This window comes from Sphingobacterium sp. JB170 (assembly GCF_900163865.1).
GTDB lineage: Bacteria > Bacteroidota > Bacteroidia > Sphingobacteriales > Sphingobacteriaceae > Sphingobacterium.
In genome coordinates this window covers 531,104-548,886 of sequence record NZ_FUKU01000026.1, presented here as the reverse complement: position 1 = coordinate 548,886, position 17,783 = coordinate 531,104, and the positions used below count along the sequence as shown (strand labels likewise).

At 45.3% G+C, this 17,783-nt stretch carries 9 protein-coding genes; all 9 read left to right on the top strand.

Features of this window, described 5'->3' with window-relative positions; translation table 11 throughout:
* The 9 genes from FM107_RS07845 to FM107_RS07805 all read left to right on the top strand — a co-directional run bounded on the left by FM107_RS07845 (position 1) and on the right by FM107_RS07805 (position 17,779).
* On the top strand, positions 1-795 hold the full coding sequence (locus tag FM107_RS07845) for a GDSL-type esterase/lipase family protein (RefSeq protein WP_086947930.1): 795 nt from the start codon (positions 1-3) through the stop codon (positions 793-795).
* Between the two features lie 117 nt (positions 796-912).
* Positions 913-2,070, top strand: coding sequence for a glycoside hydrolase family 88 protein (locus tag FM107_RS07840; protein WP_086947929.1), 1,158 nt, complete (start codon positions 913-915; stop codon positions 2,068-2,070).
* A 30-nt stretch (positions 2,071-2,100) separates the two neighbouring features.
* Positions 2,101-5,043, top strand: coding sequence for a sugar-binding domain-containing protein (locus FM107_RS07835; RefSeq protein WP_086947993.1), 2,943 nt, complete (start codon positions 2,101-2,103; stop codon positions 5,041-5,043).
* Positions 5,043-5,354 (top strand): L-rhamnose mutarotase, encoded by a 312-nt coding sequence (gene rhaM, locus FM107_RS07830; protein ID WP_086947928.1) that lies wholly within the window; start codon positions 5,043-5,045, stop codon positions 5,352-5,354. The genes FM107_RS07835 and rhaM overlap by 1 nt, the downstream gene beginning before the upstream one ends.
* A 9-nt stretch (positions 5,355-5,363) precedes the next feature.
* Positions 5,364-8,108, top strand: coding sequence for a glycosyl hydrolase (locus tag FM107_RS07825; RefSeq protein ID WP_086947992.1), 2,745 nt, complete (start codon positions 5,364-5,366; stop codon positions 8,106-8,108).
* A gap of 345 nt (positions 8,109-8,453) precedes the next feature.
* Positions 8,454-11,633: a TonB-dependent receptor gene (locus tag FM107_RS07820; RefSeq protein WP_086947927.1), complete on the top strand. Its 3,180-nt coding sequence runs from the start codon at positions 8,454-8,456 to the stop codon at positions 11,631-11,633.
* Between the two features lie 4 nt (positions 11,634-11,637).
* Positions 11,638-13,146 carry a RagB/SusD family nutrient uptake outer membrane protein gene (locus FM107_RS07815; protein ID WP_086947926.1) on the top strand — a complete coding sequence of 503 codons (1,509 nt, stop codon included), beginning with the start codon at positions 11,638-11,640 and terminating at the stop codon, positions 13,144-13,146.
* A 178-nt stretch (positions 13,147-13,324) separates the two neighbouring features.
* Positions 13,325-14,353: a winged helix-turn-helix domain-containing protein gene (locus FM107_RS07810; RefSeq protein WP_086947925.1), complete on the top strand. Its 1,029-nt coding sequence runs from the start codon at positions 13,325-13,327 to the stop codon at positions 14,351-14,353.
* A 324-nt stretch (positions 14,354-14,677) separates the two neighbouring features.
* The gene (locus tag FM107_RS07805; RefSeq protein ID WP_256959414.1) at positions 14,678-17,779 is read left to right on the top strand and encodes a TonB-dependent receptor; all 3,102 of its coding nucleotides are present in this window, start codon (positions 14,678-14,680) and stop codon (positions 17,777-17,779) included.
* Positions 17,780-17,783 lie beyond the last annotated feature (4 nt).

Sequence of the window (17,783 nt, the reverse complement as noted above, 5' to 3'; positions counted from 1 at the left end):
ATGAGAAAGAAAAAGAAAGTTTTGGGAAACCTGGTGCCGCTTCTGCTATCCGTGATCATATTGAGCTCGTTTTTACCAGAGAGGGAAAAGCCGACTCTATTCATCATTGGAGATTCGACCGTTAAAAATGGTCAAGGTAAGGGCGGGAATGGACAGTGGGGGTGGGGAAGTCTCTTAGGTGAGTACTTTAGACCAAGCGACATCGAAGTGCGTAATAAAGCTTTAGGTGGTACCAGCAGCAGAACATTCTATAATAACCCAAAGTTGTGGCAACAGGTTCTCGATAGCATTCAACCTGGGGATTTTGTAATGATGCAGTTTGGGCATAATGATACTAGTCCGGTGGTGGATACAACGCGTGCACGGGGTACTTTTAAGGGCAATGGTGATAATTATGAAATTGTTAACAACCCATTATTGGAACAGAAAGAGGTCGTATATAGCTATGGTTTTTACCTGCGACGATTTATAAAAAATATACATGATAAAGGGGCGGTTGCGATCGTCTGTTCGCCAATACCACGCGATAGTTGGGTGGATGATCAGGTTCGTCGGAACGATTACCCTTTATGGGCAAAGCGGGCGGCCGATCAAATGGGGGCACTCTTTATTCCGCTGAATAGTTTAATTATTGATCATTATGAAAAAGAAGGGATGGAGCATGTTCACGCCACCTATTTTGGGGATCTTGATCATACCCATACAAGCTTAGATGGAGCGCGCCTGAACGCGGAAATACTCGAAGCTTTCATCGCTGAAAATGATCTTGCCGGACTCTCGGATTACCTACGTTGAAAATCTACATTGAGGTGTATCCAAAGAGGGACCCGTAGGAGGAACGATAACCTTTTTCTGGAGCGAGATGCAAGTAAAATATTATTGTCAAATTGAATTTATAAATACACTATTTACATGCCACAAATTAAAATATTCTGTTGTTTAATTGTCTTTTCCCTATTTCTTGGGATCGGCTGCGCGAGTAAACGTAATATACCGGTAGCACAACCCCAAAAGACCGAGATAATTGCTGTGCTTCGGCAAGCGAACGACTATTTTATGAATAAATGGCCGGATACAGGAGAACCATTATATACTACCCGCTGGCGTCCTAGTAATATTTGGACGCGCGCAGTGTATTACGAAGGTTTGCTGGCGTTAAATCAGGTTGATCCGCAGCGGCGGTACTATGATTATGCGGTAGACTGGGGTGAAAAACATCAGTGGGGAATGCGTAATGGGATCCAGACAAGAAATGCCGATGATCAAGCTTGTGGGCAAACCTACCTGGACCTTTATCAGATCGACCAGCAGGAAGAAAGAATTGCAGCGATAAAGGAAAATATTGATTTTATTATCTCTTCAGGAAAAATTGATGACTGGACCTGGGTGGACGCCATACAGATGGCTATGCCAGTGTATGCCAAGATGGGTGTTTTATTTGGGGATGAGAAGTATTTCGATTATATGCATCAACTCTATCTTTATTCGCGTAATGTGGAGGGCGGCGGTTTATATAATGCAGCCGATAAACTCTGGTGGCGTGATAAAGATTTTGTTTCGCCGTACAAGGAACCTAATGGAGAAGACTGTTATTGGTCGCGTGGAAATGGCTGGGTCGCTGCAGCACTGGTTCGCGTGTTAGAGGTGTTGCCCATCGATGCGCAGTACCGTGAGGTATATCTGCAGGACTACCAAGAATTGATGGCAGGCGCGCTTGCCGCACAGCGGGCCGACGGTTTTTGGAATGTCAGTATGCATGATCCAAGTAATTTTGGTGGCCGCGAAACCTCCGGTACAGCACTTTTTGTATATGGCATGGCTTGGGGGGTACGCAACGGCATACTCGACGCCTCGATATACAAACCCGCATTACACAGAGGTTGGACGGCAATGGTCCAGGAGGCTGTACATCCGTCGGGTTTCCTGGGGTACTTGCAAGGTACCGGGAAAGAACCCAAGGATGGCCAGCCTGTTAGTTTTTCGAGCGTTCCGGATTTCGAGGATTACGGTCTAGGATGTTTTCTATTAGCCGGGAGTGAAGTTTATAAGCTCCTTGATATAAAAGATTAAAATATGTGTGTGATAGTAAACGGTAATAGTTTGAAGTTATACATATTGTTGGTCTTTCTTGCGTTTTTTCAGGCGCGTGGCCAACGGCAACAACTGAGCTTTAATGCGGGATGGCGTCTGCATGTGGGGGAGTTACCGCAAGCACACGCTGCCGACTTCGATGATTCTCAGTGGGAGCAGGTGACCCTACCACATGCGTGGAACGAGAAAGAAGCCTTCGCTAAAGCCATCCACGAACATAGCACGAATGTCGCTTGGTATCGAAAGAAGTTTATCCTTCCCGACAATGTACCCTGGGACAAAGTGTTTTTGGAATTTGAAGGGTTGCGTCATGGCGCGGAATTTTATATTAATGGAAAATTTGCAGGGCGGCATGAAAACGGTGTGATGGCCGTTGGTATCGATATTTCAGAACAATTATTGCGAACAGGAGAGAATGTGATCAGCGTTCGTACCGATAATTCCTGGGATTATCTTGAAAACGATAGCCAGAGCCCTTATCAGTGGAACGACAAAAACTTCAATGCAAATTACGGTGGTATCCCCAAGAATGTATGGATTCATTTTACTTCGGCAGAATACCAGACGCTTCCGTTGTACGCTAATTTAGGTACTACGGGTGTATATGTTTATGCAAAAGATATCGATATTTCTGCAAAGACGCTCGAGTTGAACGTGGAGTCGCAAGTTCGAAATGAGACGCAAGTTTCAAAAAATGGTACCTTCTTAGTTCAGGTGCTTGACGCCGCGGGTAAACTAGTGAAAGAATTTGCTACCGATTACCAACTTAAGGCAGGCGAAACCAAAGTCCTTAAGGCCGTCGATAAGCTGCAAGAGGTGAACTTCTGGAACTGGGGCTATGGGTATTTATACACCGTAAAGACCAAACTTGTGCACCAAGGTACGGTCACCGATCAGGTAGACACAAAAACTGGATTTCGTAAAACGGACTTTCATTCGGGGATGGTTTATCTCAATGATCAGGTGTTGATGATGAAAGGCTATGCACAACGAACGAGTAATGAATGGCCTGCCGTTGGTCTTTCTGTTGCACCCTGGTTGAGTGATTATAGTAACAAGATGATGGTCGAGAGTGGTGCCAATTTGGTGCGATGGATGCATGTTACACCATGGAAGCAGGATGTCGAATCGTGTGACCGTGTTGGTTTAATGCAGATGTTACCTGCCGGGGATGCCGAGAAGGATGTTCAAGGACGTCGCTGGGAGCAGCGCAAAATGCTCATGCGTGATGCTATTGTGTATTTTCGCAATAGTCCGAGTGTACTTTTTTACGAGAGTGGCAACGAATCAATATCGGAAGAGCATATGGCCGAGATGATTGACATAAGAGACCAGTACGATCCCCACGGAGGACGGGCGATCGGATCCCGCGAGATGCTCGATAGTAAAATTGCTGAATACGGAGGGGAGATGCTTTATGTTAATAAATCGGCACGACACCCGATGATCGCTACAGAGTATATGCGCGATGAGGGGCTGCGGAAATACTGGGATGAATATACGTACCCCTATCATAAAGAGGGCGATGGTCCTCTTTACAAGGGCAATGATGCTAGTGATTACAATCGCAATCAAGACCAACACGCTATCCAAGCGGTACGTCGTTGGTGGGAATTTTACCGCGTTGGTCCCGGGACCGGCTCAAGGGTGAGCGCAGGCGGATTAAATATTATATTTTCGGATTCCAATACACATTTTAGAGGAGCCGAAAACTATCGTCGTAGTGGCGAGGTTGATGCGATGCGGATTCCTAAGGATGCCTTTTTTGCACACCAGGTGATGTGGGACGGTTGGGTAGCCCCGGATCCCACAGGCCTTCATATTATAGGACACTGGAATTATTCTCCAGGAATTAAGAAAGATATTTTCGTGGTGAGCGCAGCCGCCAAGGTAGAGCTTTTTGTGAATGATCAAAGTCAAGGTTTAGGCACACGTTCTGACGGGTTTTTATTTACCTTTCCCAATATTAACTTCAAGGAAGGAGTTATTAAAGCTCAATCTTTCGACGATAAGGGCAATATGCTTAACGAATCCGCCATACATACCGCTGGCCGGCCGCATCATGTGAAGCTTAACTATAAACACGGGCCGAATGGACTTTATGCCGATGGGAATGATATGGTTTTGGTGGAAGTAGAAGTGGTTGATAAGCAAGGGCGCCGTTGCCCGATCGCAACCAATATGATTGATTTCTCTTTCCACGGCCCGATGGAGTGGCTCGGAGGGATTGCGCAAGGTCCTGATAATTATGTCCTCAGTGAATCATTGCCGGTGGAAGGAGGGGTGAATAGAGTCTTGCTTCGAACGCGCTATATGCAGGAAGGGATAACGAAACTTTATGCGCACTCGAATGGACTTTCCTCCGATAGTATAACATGGGCAGTTACACCGATAGAGGAAAATAACGACTTGTTTGTAAAGCAGTCTAACCGAGGATTGCCGTCAAATCTCGATCGTGGTGAAGGGTTGAATGAGTCAGCATTAGATCCGGTGCGTAAAAGTTTACCCATTAAACAGGCCAAGGCAGGGGCTAACAGTGCACAGGTTGGCGCTTCGTTTGACGACAATGAACTCTCTGATTGGGCAAACGATGGGGTGCTGGAAAACGGTTGGGTGGAATTCACCTTAGAAGAAACCGCCAGGGTCGATGAGCTTGAAATTAAGTTTAACAACTTTCGTACGCGCAGCTATCCGATTAGCGTGTTTATCGACGATAAACTCGTATTTGTCGGGCGATCGAAGACTTCATTAGGTTACGATTGTATTTCCCTGGAGCCCACCCGTGGACGCCGAGTGAAAATACAATTGAACGCCGCCGCTCAACTAGCGGGTGAGAATATGCATGCCGAGATCGGCGGCAAGAAATTGGATGATGGCGTCGCACGCGAGGAGGCGTCGTCCTCGCAAATTTTAAGTATTATTGAAATTGATATTTACCAAAGGATTAAATAATGGAAAAGATTGCATTTAAGATGAAATTGAAGCCCGGAATGCGGGAGGAGTACGAGCGGCGACATGCAGCGCTATGGCCTGAAATGGTTTCCTTATTAAGCGAAAATGGTATTAGCGATTACAGTATTTTTTTGGATGAACAGACCGACACATTATTCGCTGTACAGTGTCTTACTAAAGGATCTTCGCAGGATTTAGGAGGTAATGAACTCGTGCAACGCTGGTGGAAATATATGGCCGATTTGATGGATACCAATCCGGATTTTTCACCCGTTACCATCCCTTTAATTCCAATGTTTCATCTTGATTAAATGAGCAGAATGAACAAAATTTTTATAGCATTACTTTGCATTTGTAGTTGGTGCACGAATCCCGCTGCAGGGCAAGCACTGTGGCCTGAGGTGACCAAAGAGATGAAACCCTGGACACGATGGTGGTGGTTGGGTTCGGCCGTGGATAAGGAAAATATTCAACGCGAGTTAGACCTGTTTAATAAGGCCGGGTTTGGTGGTGTTGAAGTGACACCTATTTATGGCGCCAAGGGATACGAATCGCGCTATATTCCGTTTCTTTCGCCTGAGTGGATGGATATTCTTGATTACACCACCCGTACAGCCGAGGCACTTACAATGGGTGTGGACATGAATCTTGGAACCGGCTGGCCCTTTGGAGGTCCTCAAGTAAGCCAGGAGCAGGCTGCTACAAAGCTCTTTTTGGATGAGATACCTTTAGAAAAAGGAGAGACTATAAAGTTCCCTATCAAAGTAAGCGATCCTAAGCAAACCTATGTGCATCTAAAAGCCCTTCGTGCTTTTGATAGTTCGGGCGCGGAAATAAACTTAGATCAATACCTAGATGACACTATAGGAAGTTGGAGCGCACCATCAAAGGTGCGGTTAATAGCGCTGTTTTCAGGTCGTACGCGTCAACAAGTGAAGCGAGCCGCACCTGGAGGTCAGGGGTATACCCTGGATCACCTGGGATCAGCGCCGGTGCAGGCATATTTTGAGCGTTTTAGAAAAGCTTTCGGTGGTCGCAAACTGAACGTAGAAAATTTTTTCAACGATAGTTATGAAGTGTATGGAGCCAATTGGACGGAAGGCTTTCTTGAGGAATTTTCATCACGCAAACATTACAAACTCGAAGATCATCTACTTGCATTTTCTGGGCTTGGAACGGAATCGGATTTAGAAAAGCGCGTGAAGGCAGACTATCGGGAGGTTGTAAGTGACGTGCTGCGCGCAAATTTTTTAATTCCATTTACCGAGTTTGCCCATGAGAACGGAGCTTTGTCTCGTAATCAGGCGCACGGCTCGCCCGGTAACCTCATCGATTTGTATGCCAGTACTGATATTGCAGAATGCGAAACATTTGGCTCGAGCGCTTTTGATATCCCTGGCTTGCGCCGTGATTCGAACGATGTACGTAACGTGGATCCTGATCCGATGATGTTTAAATTCGCCTCGTCGGCTACGCACACCGCCGGTCGGAAATATACAAGTTCGGAGACATTTACATGGCTGACAGAACATTTTAAGACCGCGCTCTCACAAACCAAACCGGAAGTGGAACAGCTATTTCTAGCAGGTGTGAATCATGTGTTTTATCATGGCACGACCTATTCGCCGCAAGATGTTCCGTACCCGGGTTGGCTGTTTTACGCGTCCGTAAATTTCACGACCAATAATTCCTTTTGGCCGCATTTGAAAGGACTAAATCAGTACGTTACACGTGTGCAGTCTGTCTTGCAAACAACCAAAGCGGATAACGAGCTGTTGGTCTATTGGCCGATCTATGACGTATGGCACGACACCAATAGCGCATTTAAAACGCTTTCGGTGCACCATGTTGATCAATGGCTCCATCCAACGGAATTTTATAAGCAGAGTGTTAACTTGCAGCGCCGCGGCTACAGCTTCGATTTTGTGAGTGATGCGATATTGTCGGGATCGAATGTTCACGAAAATAAAATTCAAACGGCGGACGCTGCACACCCCTACAAAGCATTATACATTCCGTCTAGCCACTATTTCTCAGAGAAAACGATGGCCGCTATTTTAGAACTTGCAGAAAATGGGGCAACGGTCGTATTTGAATCCCTGCCGGCAGATGTACCAGGTCTTGCCGATTTGCAGGCACGCCGTCAGCGTCTACAACAGCTTATCAAAACATTAGGATTTAACGGTCAGGATGCCAACCAATATACAAAATACGGCAAAGGTAAAGTTTATCTGACGCGTGATGCTTACTCTGCATTCGAAACAGAGCAAATTTTCGCCGAAGGGATCACCAGGACGGGGTTAAAGTTCGCCCGACGCGTGAACGAAAATGGATACTATTATTACATGGTGAACCATACTGCAGAGACTATTGACAGGTCTATTCGCCTTTTAAATAAAGCGGCAAATTACGTTTTACTCGATCCACAGACAGGACAGACATTTTCCTTACCGGTGAACGATCGGGGGGAGGTTCGTTTGCAAATTCCTGCAGGCTACGCTTGGGTCGTTCTGGCGGCGAAAAAGAGTGTTACATTGCCTGATTATCAGTATATAGACCAGCTGCGCGAGGTTGCTGTCTTCAACCAACCTTGGGAAGTGTCCTTCATTCATGGAGGTCCGAAATTACCGAAGAGCCGCAAGATCGATGCGCCAAGCTTCTGGACGAGTTGGGACGACCAACAGGCAAATAGTTTTGCGGGTACGGCAGCCTATCAAACGAACATTTCCCTAGAGAAACGGGATGGGAAATCATATCGACTGAATTTAGGGAAGGTTGGCCACAGTGCTGAGCTGATTATAAATGGAAAGCGAGCCGGCATCTTATGGGCGTACCCTTTTGAGCTGGATATCACTCCGTTACTTACGACAGGTACGAACACCATTCGTATCGAGGTTGCCGGATTAATGGCGAACCGGATGCGCGATATGGATAAGAAAGAGATACAGTGGCGAAACTATCATGAGATAAATTTTGTGAATATCAATTACAAAGATTTTGACGCAAGTGTATGGCCAGTTATGGATAATGGTCTTCAGGGTCCAGTGCGCTTACTAGAATATTAAATATTTTTAAATTAATCAGGCGGCTACCGGGTTGGGTAGCCGCTTTTTTTTTGGGGTCAAATGCGCTGGTTTACGCTGTTTGAAGCAGCATCTTGCCTTGGGAGCCATACTTCTGGAAACTGGGTGGGCGAATTGGTGCTTACGGTACAGGTCTTTCTTGTTTGAGCTTTGTTACTTAATTTATGTTTATCGCGCCTCCTTAGTGGTTGAATATTATGTTATTGACCGCATTGCACAAGATGTTCGCTTTCGGGCATGAAACCACATGACGGTTATCTTTTTTTGACTTGCTACATTAGGAAATCGTTAACTATTATTACAAATATAAGTCCTAATATTAATTCTATGTTTACAAAAAATTGGTTAAGATACTTGCTCGTTCCTTTGGTCTGTTGTTGGTCAACAATTTATGCTCAAGAGCTATTACACGGGACCGTGCAGGATCTTTCGCAGTCTCCTATAGTGGGAGCTTCGATTAACGTGGTGGGGCACAGTGATCGTGCCACTTCTTCGGACACAAATGGAGCTTTTGTTATCGCGGTCAAACTCGGCGAAACACTACAATTTACGTCCGTCGAATATCAAACGCAAACTTTTAAAGTTGCCTCGATGCAACCGATTACAATAACTCTACAGGCGCAAGATGAGCTTCTTGACGAGGTCGTAGTTATCGGTTATGGATCGCAACGTCGTTCTAATTTAGTCGCACCGGTTTCAAAGTTTAATGCGGAGGGATTGGAGGAGCGTCCTGTTGCGCGCGTCGACCAAGCACTTGTGGGGCAGATGTCAGGTGTACGGGTGAAACAAACCACTGGTATACCCGGAAAAGGCATGAGTGTCCAGGTACGCGGTTCTGGGTCGATTACTGCCGGTAGCGAGCCTCTTTACGTTGTTGACGGCTTCCCGCTTAATACAGAGGGGCCTAATGGATCGGGGAATTACAGCAGCGGAAACCCCTTAGATAATATGAACCCCAGCGACATTGCATCGGTGGAGGTACTTAAAGATGCTTCTGCGGCGGCTATTTATGGTTCGCGTGCCGCAAATGGCGTTGTGCTCATTACCACGAAAAGGGGTAAATCGGGTGAGGCAAAAATAAATTTCAATACCTACGTCGGATCTTCCAAGGCGTACAAGACACTCGATATGTTGAGTCCTACCGAGTGGATGGACCGCTCTATTGAGATGACAAATGCCCAGTGGGTTGCATCGGGTTCGGGAAGAACAGCTTCCCAGACCGTGGATGAACGCCGGGATATATTGGGACTTGCCCCCGGAACATACAACACGACCTACATGTATGATGAGCGTTGGGATCAACAGGGCTATCCTGGGTTATATTTGATCGACTGGCAAGATGAAGTGTACCGCAACGGATTGGTTCAAAATTACCAGCTTGCAGCGTCCGGTGGTACCGATCACGTGAATTATTACGTTTCAGGAAACTATATGGATCAAAAGGCGATCGTTAAAGGGATTGACTACAAGAACTACTCGATGCGGGCAAATGTGGATGTAAAAGCAAATGATAAGATCACTCTGGGTATGAATCTGGCACCGACTTATTCTATTCAGAATGACCCCGGTACCGAGGGGAAAGACAATATTATGCACCAAGTATATTCCATGAGTCCCGTGCAGGAACAGCCGGCTGGTCTGGTTAATGTATTTGAAAATGATAAATACCCGTGGAGCACCTCGACAAATGACCCACTGGCGAAATTAACCAACAATATTGGAGAGAATAAAACGACCCGGATCCTGGCTACCGTATACGGCTCATACAAGATCCTGGACAACCTTACTTTCAAGACGACGGTCAACTACGATCATACCGATAGGAATGCTTTTAGTTTTCGGCCGTATACCATTGGTAGTACGCTTGAAAACCGGTTAAGAAAACCTAATGAAGCGACTTATGGCGCCGATAATAAGTTTACTAAACAAACATTTGTCAATGAAAATACGCTAAACTATGACTTAGAGGTCGGTAAACACAGTATAAATGCACTATTAGGGCACGCTTATAATTACTACCGTTTTGACGCATCTTCGATTTCTTCACAAGGCGGATATACAAACAGCTCGATCAAAACGTTGAACGCAGCGGTATCGACGGTCGCTTCAACCGAGGCCTCGAAAAACTTGATGATTTCCTATTTTGGCCGCGTGCAATATGCTTACAATGATAAATATTTGCTATCTACAAGTATGCGACGTGACGGATCGTCTCGGTTTGGGTTAAACACAAAATGGGGCTGGTTTCCGTCAATGTCAGTAGGCTGGAGACTCTCTGAAGAATCATTTTTAAAGGGAAAGAATATTTTTCAAGATTTAAAGCTTAGAGCAAGCTACGGAGAATCAGGGAATAATAACATCGGTGACTATAGCTCTATTGCACTGCTTGACTTCTACAGCTATGCCTGGGGAGAGAATTTAGGTTCCGGTCAAGCGCCAAGCAATATCATTAATCCAGATTTGACCTGGGAGAAATCAAGAACGTATGACGTGGGTGTCGATTTCGCTGTGCTGGACTCACGCCTGTCGGGATCATTTGATTGGTATAAACGCAATAGCAGCAACCTATTGTTGAACGTGCCTACCATGTATTCAACAGGTTTCTCCTCCTTTTTGGATAATGCCGGCGAGGTGGCGAGCAAGGGATGGGATTTGGAACTAACCTCCCGAAATATCCAGCGTAGCGACTTTTCATGGTCCACTTCACTTAATATTTCTCATAATAGCAATAAAGTCACCAAGCTCGTTGGTGATCAACAAGAGATACTTATTCCTTCGTCTTTTGATATCGAACATTCGATTTTACGTGTGGGGGAACCCATGTATAGTATTTATGTCGTTCAACAGGACGGTATTTTATCTCAACAAGATATTGACAGAGGTGCTGCGTTATATGGGACGCAGAAAGCTGGGGATCCACGTTACGTGGATGCCAACGGTGATAATGTTATTGATGCCAATGACCGGGTTATTGTTGGTCACCCGAATCCGGATTATGTTTGGGGAATCACCAATAATTTCAAATACAAGAATTTCGATTTGAGTTTTATGTTTCAAGGCCAACAAGGGGGGCATATTTACTCGCTACTAGGACGCGCACTTGGCCGTACTGGGCAGGGCGCTACGGACAATGCTTTAGGATTTTTTCGTGACCGCTGGCGCTCAGAAGAAGATCCAGGGGGAGGGCGTGTAGGTGCAGCATATTCAACGTTTGGGCGAATCAAGAATACGGACTGGTTGTATTCCTCGGATTACTGGCGCCTGAGAAATGTAACGTTTGGTTATAATTTCAAGGACCTTAAACTTGGCGGAAGTTCGCAGCTTAATGCCGGAAGATTGTATGTAACTCTAGAGAATTTTTGGGGGCACGATAAATACGACGGAGGCTTGAATCCAGAATCGGCCAATACGAACCTTAGCGGGAGTACGACTTTTCCTGAAGCGGGTGACTACGGCGGATTAGCCTTACCCAAGACCTTTACATTTGGTATTAATTTAACATTTTAAGATCATGAGAAAGATATTATATATAACGTTGAGTTTAGGCCTGCTGTCATCTTGTGACATAGACCTGGATCAACAGCCAATTTCGGAAGCATCCTCAGAAACCTACTTTGTTACCGTGAATGATTTCACCCAAGGGCTAAATGCGGTATACAGCTCCACACGGGGCTATCCCGATAGACTTATGAACCTCTCCGAGACGCGTTCAGATAACCTTTATGCAATTTCCGATGGCGGGGTGCGTGATTGGGAAGGGATAAACAGTTTTCACAAAACGATTGATGCCAACCCTTACGTAACGGAAGCATGGCAAACTAATTATACGGGCATCTTCCGCGCGAATAATTTTCTAGAACAGTTACAGACTAAAGGAGAGAATGTCATTATTGATGCGGATGTGCGTACACAGATGGAAGGGGAGGCGCGCTTTTTACGTGCTTTTTATTACTTCGATCTCATTCGTTACTTTGGGCAGGTGCCTTTGATTGATCATGTAGTTGAGGCTGCCGAAGCGAAAACAATTCCGCGCAGTGCTGTTGCGGAAGTTTACAATTTTATTATTCAGGACCTTACTCAGTCCGCCGATATGCTGCCTGCCAAGAGTGAGTACGAAGGTGCAGAAAAAGGACGCGTGAGTAAGCACGCCGCAAAAATGCTATTAGCGCTCGTGTATATGACGCGCTCGGGACCAGATTTGGGAGTACAGGGCGCGGGAATGAATAGTGGTGAGTGGGACCAAGCAGCCGTACTTTTGAATGAAATCATAGCAAGTAATGAATATCAGTTACTAGACTCGTATTCCGAGATATTCGATTACGCCAAAGAGCGGAATGATGAGGTAATCTTTAATATTGAGTATGCTACGGGATTGACTCCGGTTGCCGGAGCCACATTTCCGTGGGTGCTGGTACCCGACACTTGGTTTCAATCGGAAGGCTTCGCTACACAAGGCGGATTGACGATTCGTCCGGTATCGACCGATCTTTTGAATACATTTGAACCGGACGACATTCGCAAAAGCTTCGGTATTCAACAAGGCTATAAAAACGGCACGGTAGTAGAGAACCGAGCTTTTATTAAAAAGTTTGTGGATCTGAATAATGTTCCAACCTCCAGCCGGATGGATTGGCCGATAAATTACATTGTCTTTCGCTATACCGACCTGTTGCTGCTAAAAGCGGAATGCGTGTTGAACGGTGCTGCTGGATCCGTGGTGAACGATGTGGACGTTGTTGTAAATAAAGTGCGCGAGCGGGCAGGTATTAGCGATGATTTGACTGATGTGTCAAAGGAACAGTTGCTGGCCGAACGGCGGCGTGAATTTATTGGAGAAGGGGTACGTTGGTTTGACCTTATCCGTTCGGGCACTATCGAGCAAACGATGAGTAGCTGGATTGAGGCGGAAGATGGGGGACGACAGATGCAAAGTTTTAACGTGAATTATGTGTTATATCCTGTGCCGCAATCGGAATTAAATACAAGCCCGGGTTTGTATGAGCAGAATATGGGTTATTGAGCGGGTTAGAGAATACAATCAATATGCATGAGCAGTTAGTTTCACCCCACGGAAACTAGCTGCTTTTTTTTGTTTTTGTTTTCAGAAATTGTTGACAAACCAGCACGCCGCGGCTAATTAAAATTGGAAATTAATCTAAAAAAGTGTTTCTTTAGCGTGCCGTATGTAAACACATGTCATGAACAATATTGATTTTATTAAGAGTATTCAGATAAGTGACTTTTCCTCAACACCTAAATATCTACAGCTCGCCGATGCAGTCACCGATGGAGTGCGCAATAAGCAACTGAAGCTTGGCGATATATTGCCTTCTATTAACGAATTAAGTGTGCACCTTGATATTTCACGTGATACGGTTGAAAAAGGTTATAAGCATTTGAAAACTCTTAATATTATTTCATCCACCCCTGGCAAAGGGTACTTTGTAGCTAACGCTGAAGTGATAAGCAAGCACAAGATCGCCCTGTTTCTCAATAAACTTAGCGCACATAAAAAAATTGTTTATGATGCATTCGCCCGTGAATTGGGGGAGGCTGCTTCTTTAGATTTGTTTGTTTATAATAGTGATATATCACATTTACGTACCCTGCTGTTAAACCTCACAAAAAATTACGACCGTTACGTTGTTTTCCCACACTTTAAGGAAGGCCGCGATCAAGCTGCTGGAGTCTTGGCGAGTATTCCCCAGGATAAGTTACTGCTCCTGGGAAAGAAAATTGAGGGAATGGAAGCCTGTGATGCGGTCTTTGAAAATTATGAAAAAGATATCTTTGGAGCTTTAGAGAAGGCGCAAGAGTCGCTCTCGTGTTACAGCCGTTTGAAGCTCGTATTTCCGGATAATACCGACTACCCGAAAGCTATTATAAAAGGATTCTATAAGTTTTGCCAACAGTATGGATTCGACCATATTTTAGTCGATAACCTGAACGATGAACATATCAAAAAAGGTGAATGCTATATCAACATCGCCGAGAATGATTTAGTACTTATTCTTGAGAAGTGCATCGAAAAAGGTTTTAAAGTTGGTAAAGATATTGGTGTCATTTCCTATAATGAAACACCGCTGAAAAAGTTTATTCTTAATGGTATAACCACTATATCTACCGACTTCGAGTTGATGGGTAAATACGCTGCCCAGATTATCATTGAACAAGAAAAGAGACAAGTAGAAGTTCCTTTTTACATCAATATTCGCCCTTCAATTTAATTCATTTTCAACCCGCACAGGATGCGGCAGGTTGCGGCCTCTATATGCTTTCTTTACCTTGGATACTAGAAATTCAAAATAGTATTTTGTTAACCAATTTTTAAGGAAAAGTAAATCAATTAAGCATAATTTTCGAACGGTCTATACCTTGCCTGCAATTTCTTTTGCGCGTGTTAGTGTTAATCCTTCTCGTTGTAAGCTATTAATTGTAGAAACGACATTTAACACCGAATCGGTATGCGCCCATGTTGCTCTTCTGATTTTTCATTGGTGGCAAACTATTTATGGATAAAACAATCAATTATAAAAGTTAAAATCTTGATCATGCAAATGAAACAAAATGTGATTGAAGGCGGGGTAGGCTTGTTTATGAAGCAATTTATGCTTGTCTTTTTAGGGGTATTGCTGGCATTCCCCTCATCGGCGCAGACGGCAGTTTCGGGCGACGTAAAGGATGAATTAGGCGGCGCCTTGGTTGGTGTGACGATCACTCTCAAGGGGAGCACGACTGCCACAACGAGTAACAGTACAGGCGCATTTGTCCTGCAAGTACCGGCATCGGCGACACTGGTTTTTAAGATGCTCGGGTATCAGCAAAAAGAGGTTCCAATTGCGAATCAAAATAGGCTGTCTGTTGTTTTGAGTGAATCGAGTGAGCTTGTTGAGGAAGTGGTGGTCGTGGGTTATAACGTTGTTAAACGTTCGGATCTCACCGGATCGATCACTTCGATCGGGAGTGAAGAAATTACCGCCATGCCAGTGACCAACTCGTTGCAGGCCTTACAAGGACGCACGGCGGGGGTTGATGTAACCTCTAATGAACGTCCCGGGGAAATGGGCCAGATTCGCGTGCGCGGGAACCGCTCATTACTGGCTTCAAATTCGCCACTGTATGTGGTGGACGGCGTTCCGCTGAGTTCCGGGGGGATTGAATTTATTAATCCCAAAGACATTGCCACAATGGACGTTTTGAAGGATGCTTCGGCAACAGCTATTTACGGATCTCGCGGGGCCAACGGTGTGATCATCGTTACCACCAAACGAGGAAGCGCAGGACGGTTGACCTTAGATTATTCGGGAACAACGACAATCGAGAATCTACAGGATCGAACAGAGATGATGGATGCGGCACAATATATACAGTTTAGAAGGAATGCCTACCGTCAAGACGGGAAATATCCCGCCCAACCTGATCAAGCGCGCGACCAAGAGATTTTTGGTTCTGACCCCACAGCGTGGGCCAATGTATTAAAGGGTTGGGCAAACGGCGCTTGGGATCCGTCGGCCGTTTCTACTACCGACTGGACCGATTACGTGACGCAAACTGGATTTACCCAGGATCATATCCTGTCTGCTTCCGGGGGAACCGATAAAATGCAGGCTTACGGGTCATTTGGTTACCTCAAACAGGATGGCACCCAGCTCGGGCAAGATTATCAGCGTTATTCGGGAAAAATGAGTGTTGATATCACGCCGGTAGATTGGTTTAAACTGGGGGCGGTGATGAATACCACCTTTGGTGATCAAAACTATGGTTTCGCTACCAGTAACGCCACGGGGCCGGGAAACCTTTATTTTGCAGCGCAGGGAATGCTTCCTTATGCGCAACCCTACGATGATGATGGTAACAGAATTAATCTCCCGGGTGGCGATGTAAATATTCAAAACCCGATTCTGGAGGCAGATTATAATATAAATGAAAGACACGTATGGCGGAATTTCGGAAACATTTTTGCCGAGGTTGAGCCGATGGCAGGTCTACGTTACCGCGTGAACTTCGGCCCCGATTACTATAGTAACCGCAACGGCCGTTTTATGGATGCCAATTCCATAAATAGGGGCGCTGGCGAGCCCGGGTCGACTAACTATGCGCAGCTCAATAATACGATGCGTTTTTCGTGGACTTTAGATAACCTGATTTATTATAATCGCACATTTAATAAACATAACGCTGGACTAACGATCTTACAAAGTGCGACTTCCACGCGTACAGAGACTTCTTCGATGACGGCATCAAACTTACCATGGGACAGTCAGAAGTGGTATCAACTAAATTCAGTAGATGCATTGGATCGCTTCTCGAGTGGCCTTGTGGAGAGTCAATTATCTTCGTATATGGTGCGGGGTAATTACGATTATGACGGCAAATATTTATTTACTGGTTCGGTACGTTGGGATGGTTCCTCGGTGCTGGGTGATGGCTATAAATGGGACTGGTTCCCGTCGATGGCCTTAGCATGGCGTCTTGATAGGGAAGCATTTTTAGAAAATAGCAGTTGGGTGGATATGCTTAAAGCGCGTATCGGATACGGGGTCGTTGGAAATTCTTCTGTTGATCCGTACGGTACGCTGGGTGGGCTACAGACCCTTTACTATACCTGGGGAGCAATTGTAGAACCTGGCTACGTACCCTCCGACCCTTCCAGCGCTGATCCGCAACCGATGCCAAATAAGGAACTGGCGTGGGAACGGACCGCACAGATCAATTACGGCGTTGATTTCTCCCTCCTCGGCGCACGTGTATCGGGGTCTTTAGATTATTTCACATCCAAAACGACAAATTTATTATTAGCGCGGGAAATACCTTCAGTAAATGGATATACCTTTACGTATGATAATATAGGGTCTACCTCGAATAAAGGTGTCGAACTGACTTTAAACACGGTGAATATCACGAACCCAAATTTCACATGGGAGTCAACACTAAGCTTTACGCATACGCGCGACCGTATCGAAGAGCTCTCGTTGGGGAAAATGGATGAAGTGGGAAACGGGTGGTTTATTGGTGAGCGCCTTTCTGTTTATTATGATTACGTAAAAGAAGGCATCTGGCAGGATACTCCTGAAGACCGAGCCGAGATGGCGAAGTTTAACGCGGACAACAACGCAAACTTTGTCCCGGGTAGTATTAAGATCAAAGATTTAAACGGAGATTACATAATCGACGCCAACAACGATCGCAAGATTGTAGGCCACTCTACCCCAGACTGGAACTTTGGTTTCGGTAATACATTTACCTACAAGAATTTTGATCTTTCCTTCTTCATATACGGTAGAGGAGGTTTTATGATTGAGTCAGGGGAAGAGGTTTTGCAGGGGCGTTACGCTCAGCGTGTGGTGGACTACTGGACACCCGAAAACCCGACAAATAATTACCCTTCACCAAATTATGCAAGTGCGGCAGGGGATACTTATAAAAGTTCAATGAACTACCAAGACGGCACTTTCATAAAGCTTAGAAATGTATCATTTGGCTATTCATTCGGAGAAAGCGTGCTGGAACGCTTAAAGCTGTCCAAGCTACGGATTTATGCGCAGGCGATGAATCCAGGTTTGCTCTACTCGAAAGTAGATTGGATTGATCCTGATTTAGGTGGATCCACATTCAATAGAGGTGTTGTTTTTGGTTTGAATATAGGTTTGTAAAAGT

What these genes read in the sequence shown, in the direction of transcription:
- rhaM (WP_086947928.1), top strand. Translation starts at nt 5,043, where the DNA reads ATGGAAAAGATTGCATTTAAGATGAAATTGAAGCCCGGAATGCGGGAG.
- FM107_RS07805 (WP_256959414.1), top strand. Translation starts at nt 14,678, where the DNA reads ATGCAAATGAAACAAAATGTGATTGAAGGCGGGGTAGGCTTGTTTATG.
- FM107_RS07810 (WP_086947925.1), top strand. Translation starts at nt 13,325, where the DNA reads ATGAACAATATTGATTTTATTAAGAGTATTCAGATAAGTGACTTTTCC.
- FM107_RS07825 (WP_086947992.1), top strand. Translation starts at nt 5,364, where the DNA reads ATGAACAAAATTTTTATAGCATTACTTTGCATTTGTAGTTGGTGCACG.
- FM107_RS07840 (WP_086947929.1), top strand. Translation starts at nt 913, where the DNA reads ATGCCACAAATTAAAATATTCTGTTGTTTAATTGTCTTTTCCCTATTT.
- FM107_RS07820 (WP_086947927.1), top strand. Translation starts at nt 8,454, where the DNA reads ATGTTTACAAAAAATTGGTTAAGATACTTGCTCGTTCCTTTGGTCTGT.
- FM107_RS07845 (WP_086947930.1), top strand. Translation starts at nt 1, where the DNA reads ATGAGAAAGAAAAAGAAAGTTTTGGGAAACCTGGTGCCGCTTCTGCTA.
- FM107_RS07815 (WP_086947926.1), top strand. Translation starts at nt 11,638, where the DNA reads ATGAGAAAGATATTATATATAACGTTGAGTTTAGGCCTGCTGTCATCT.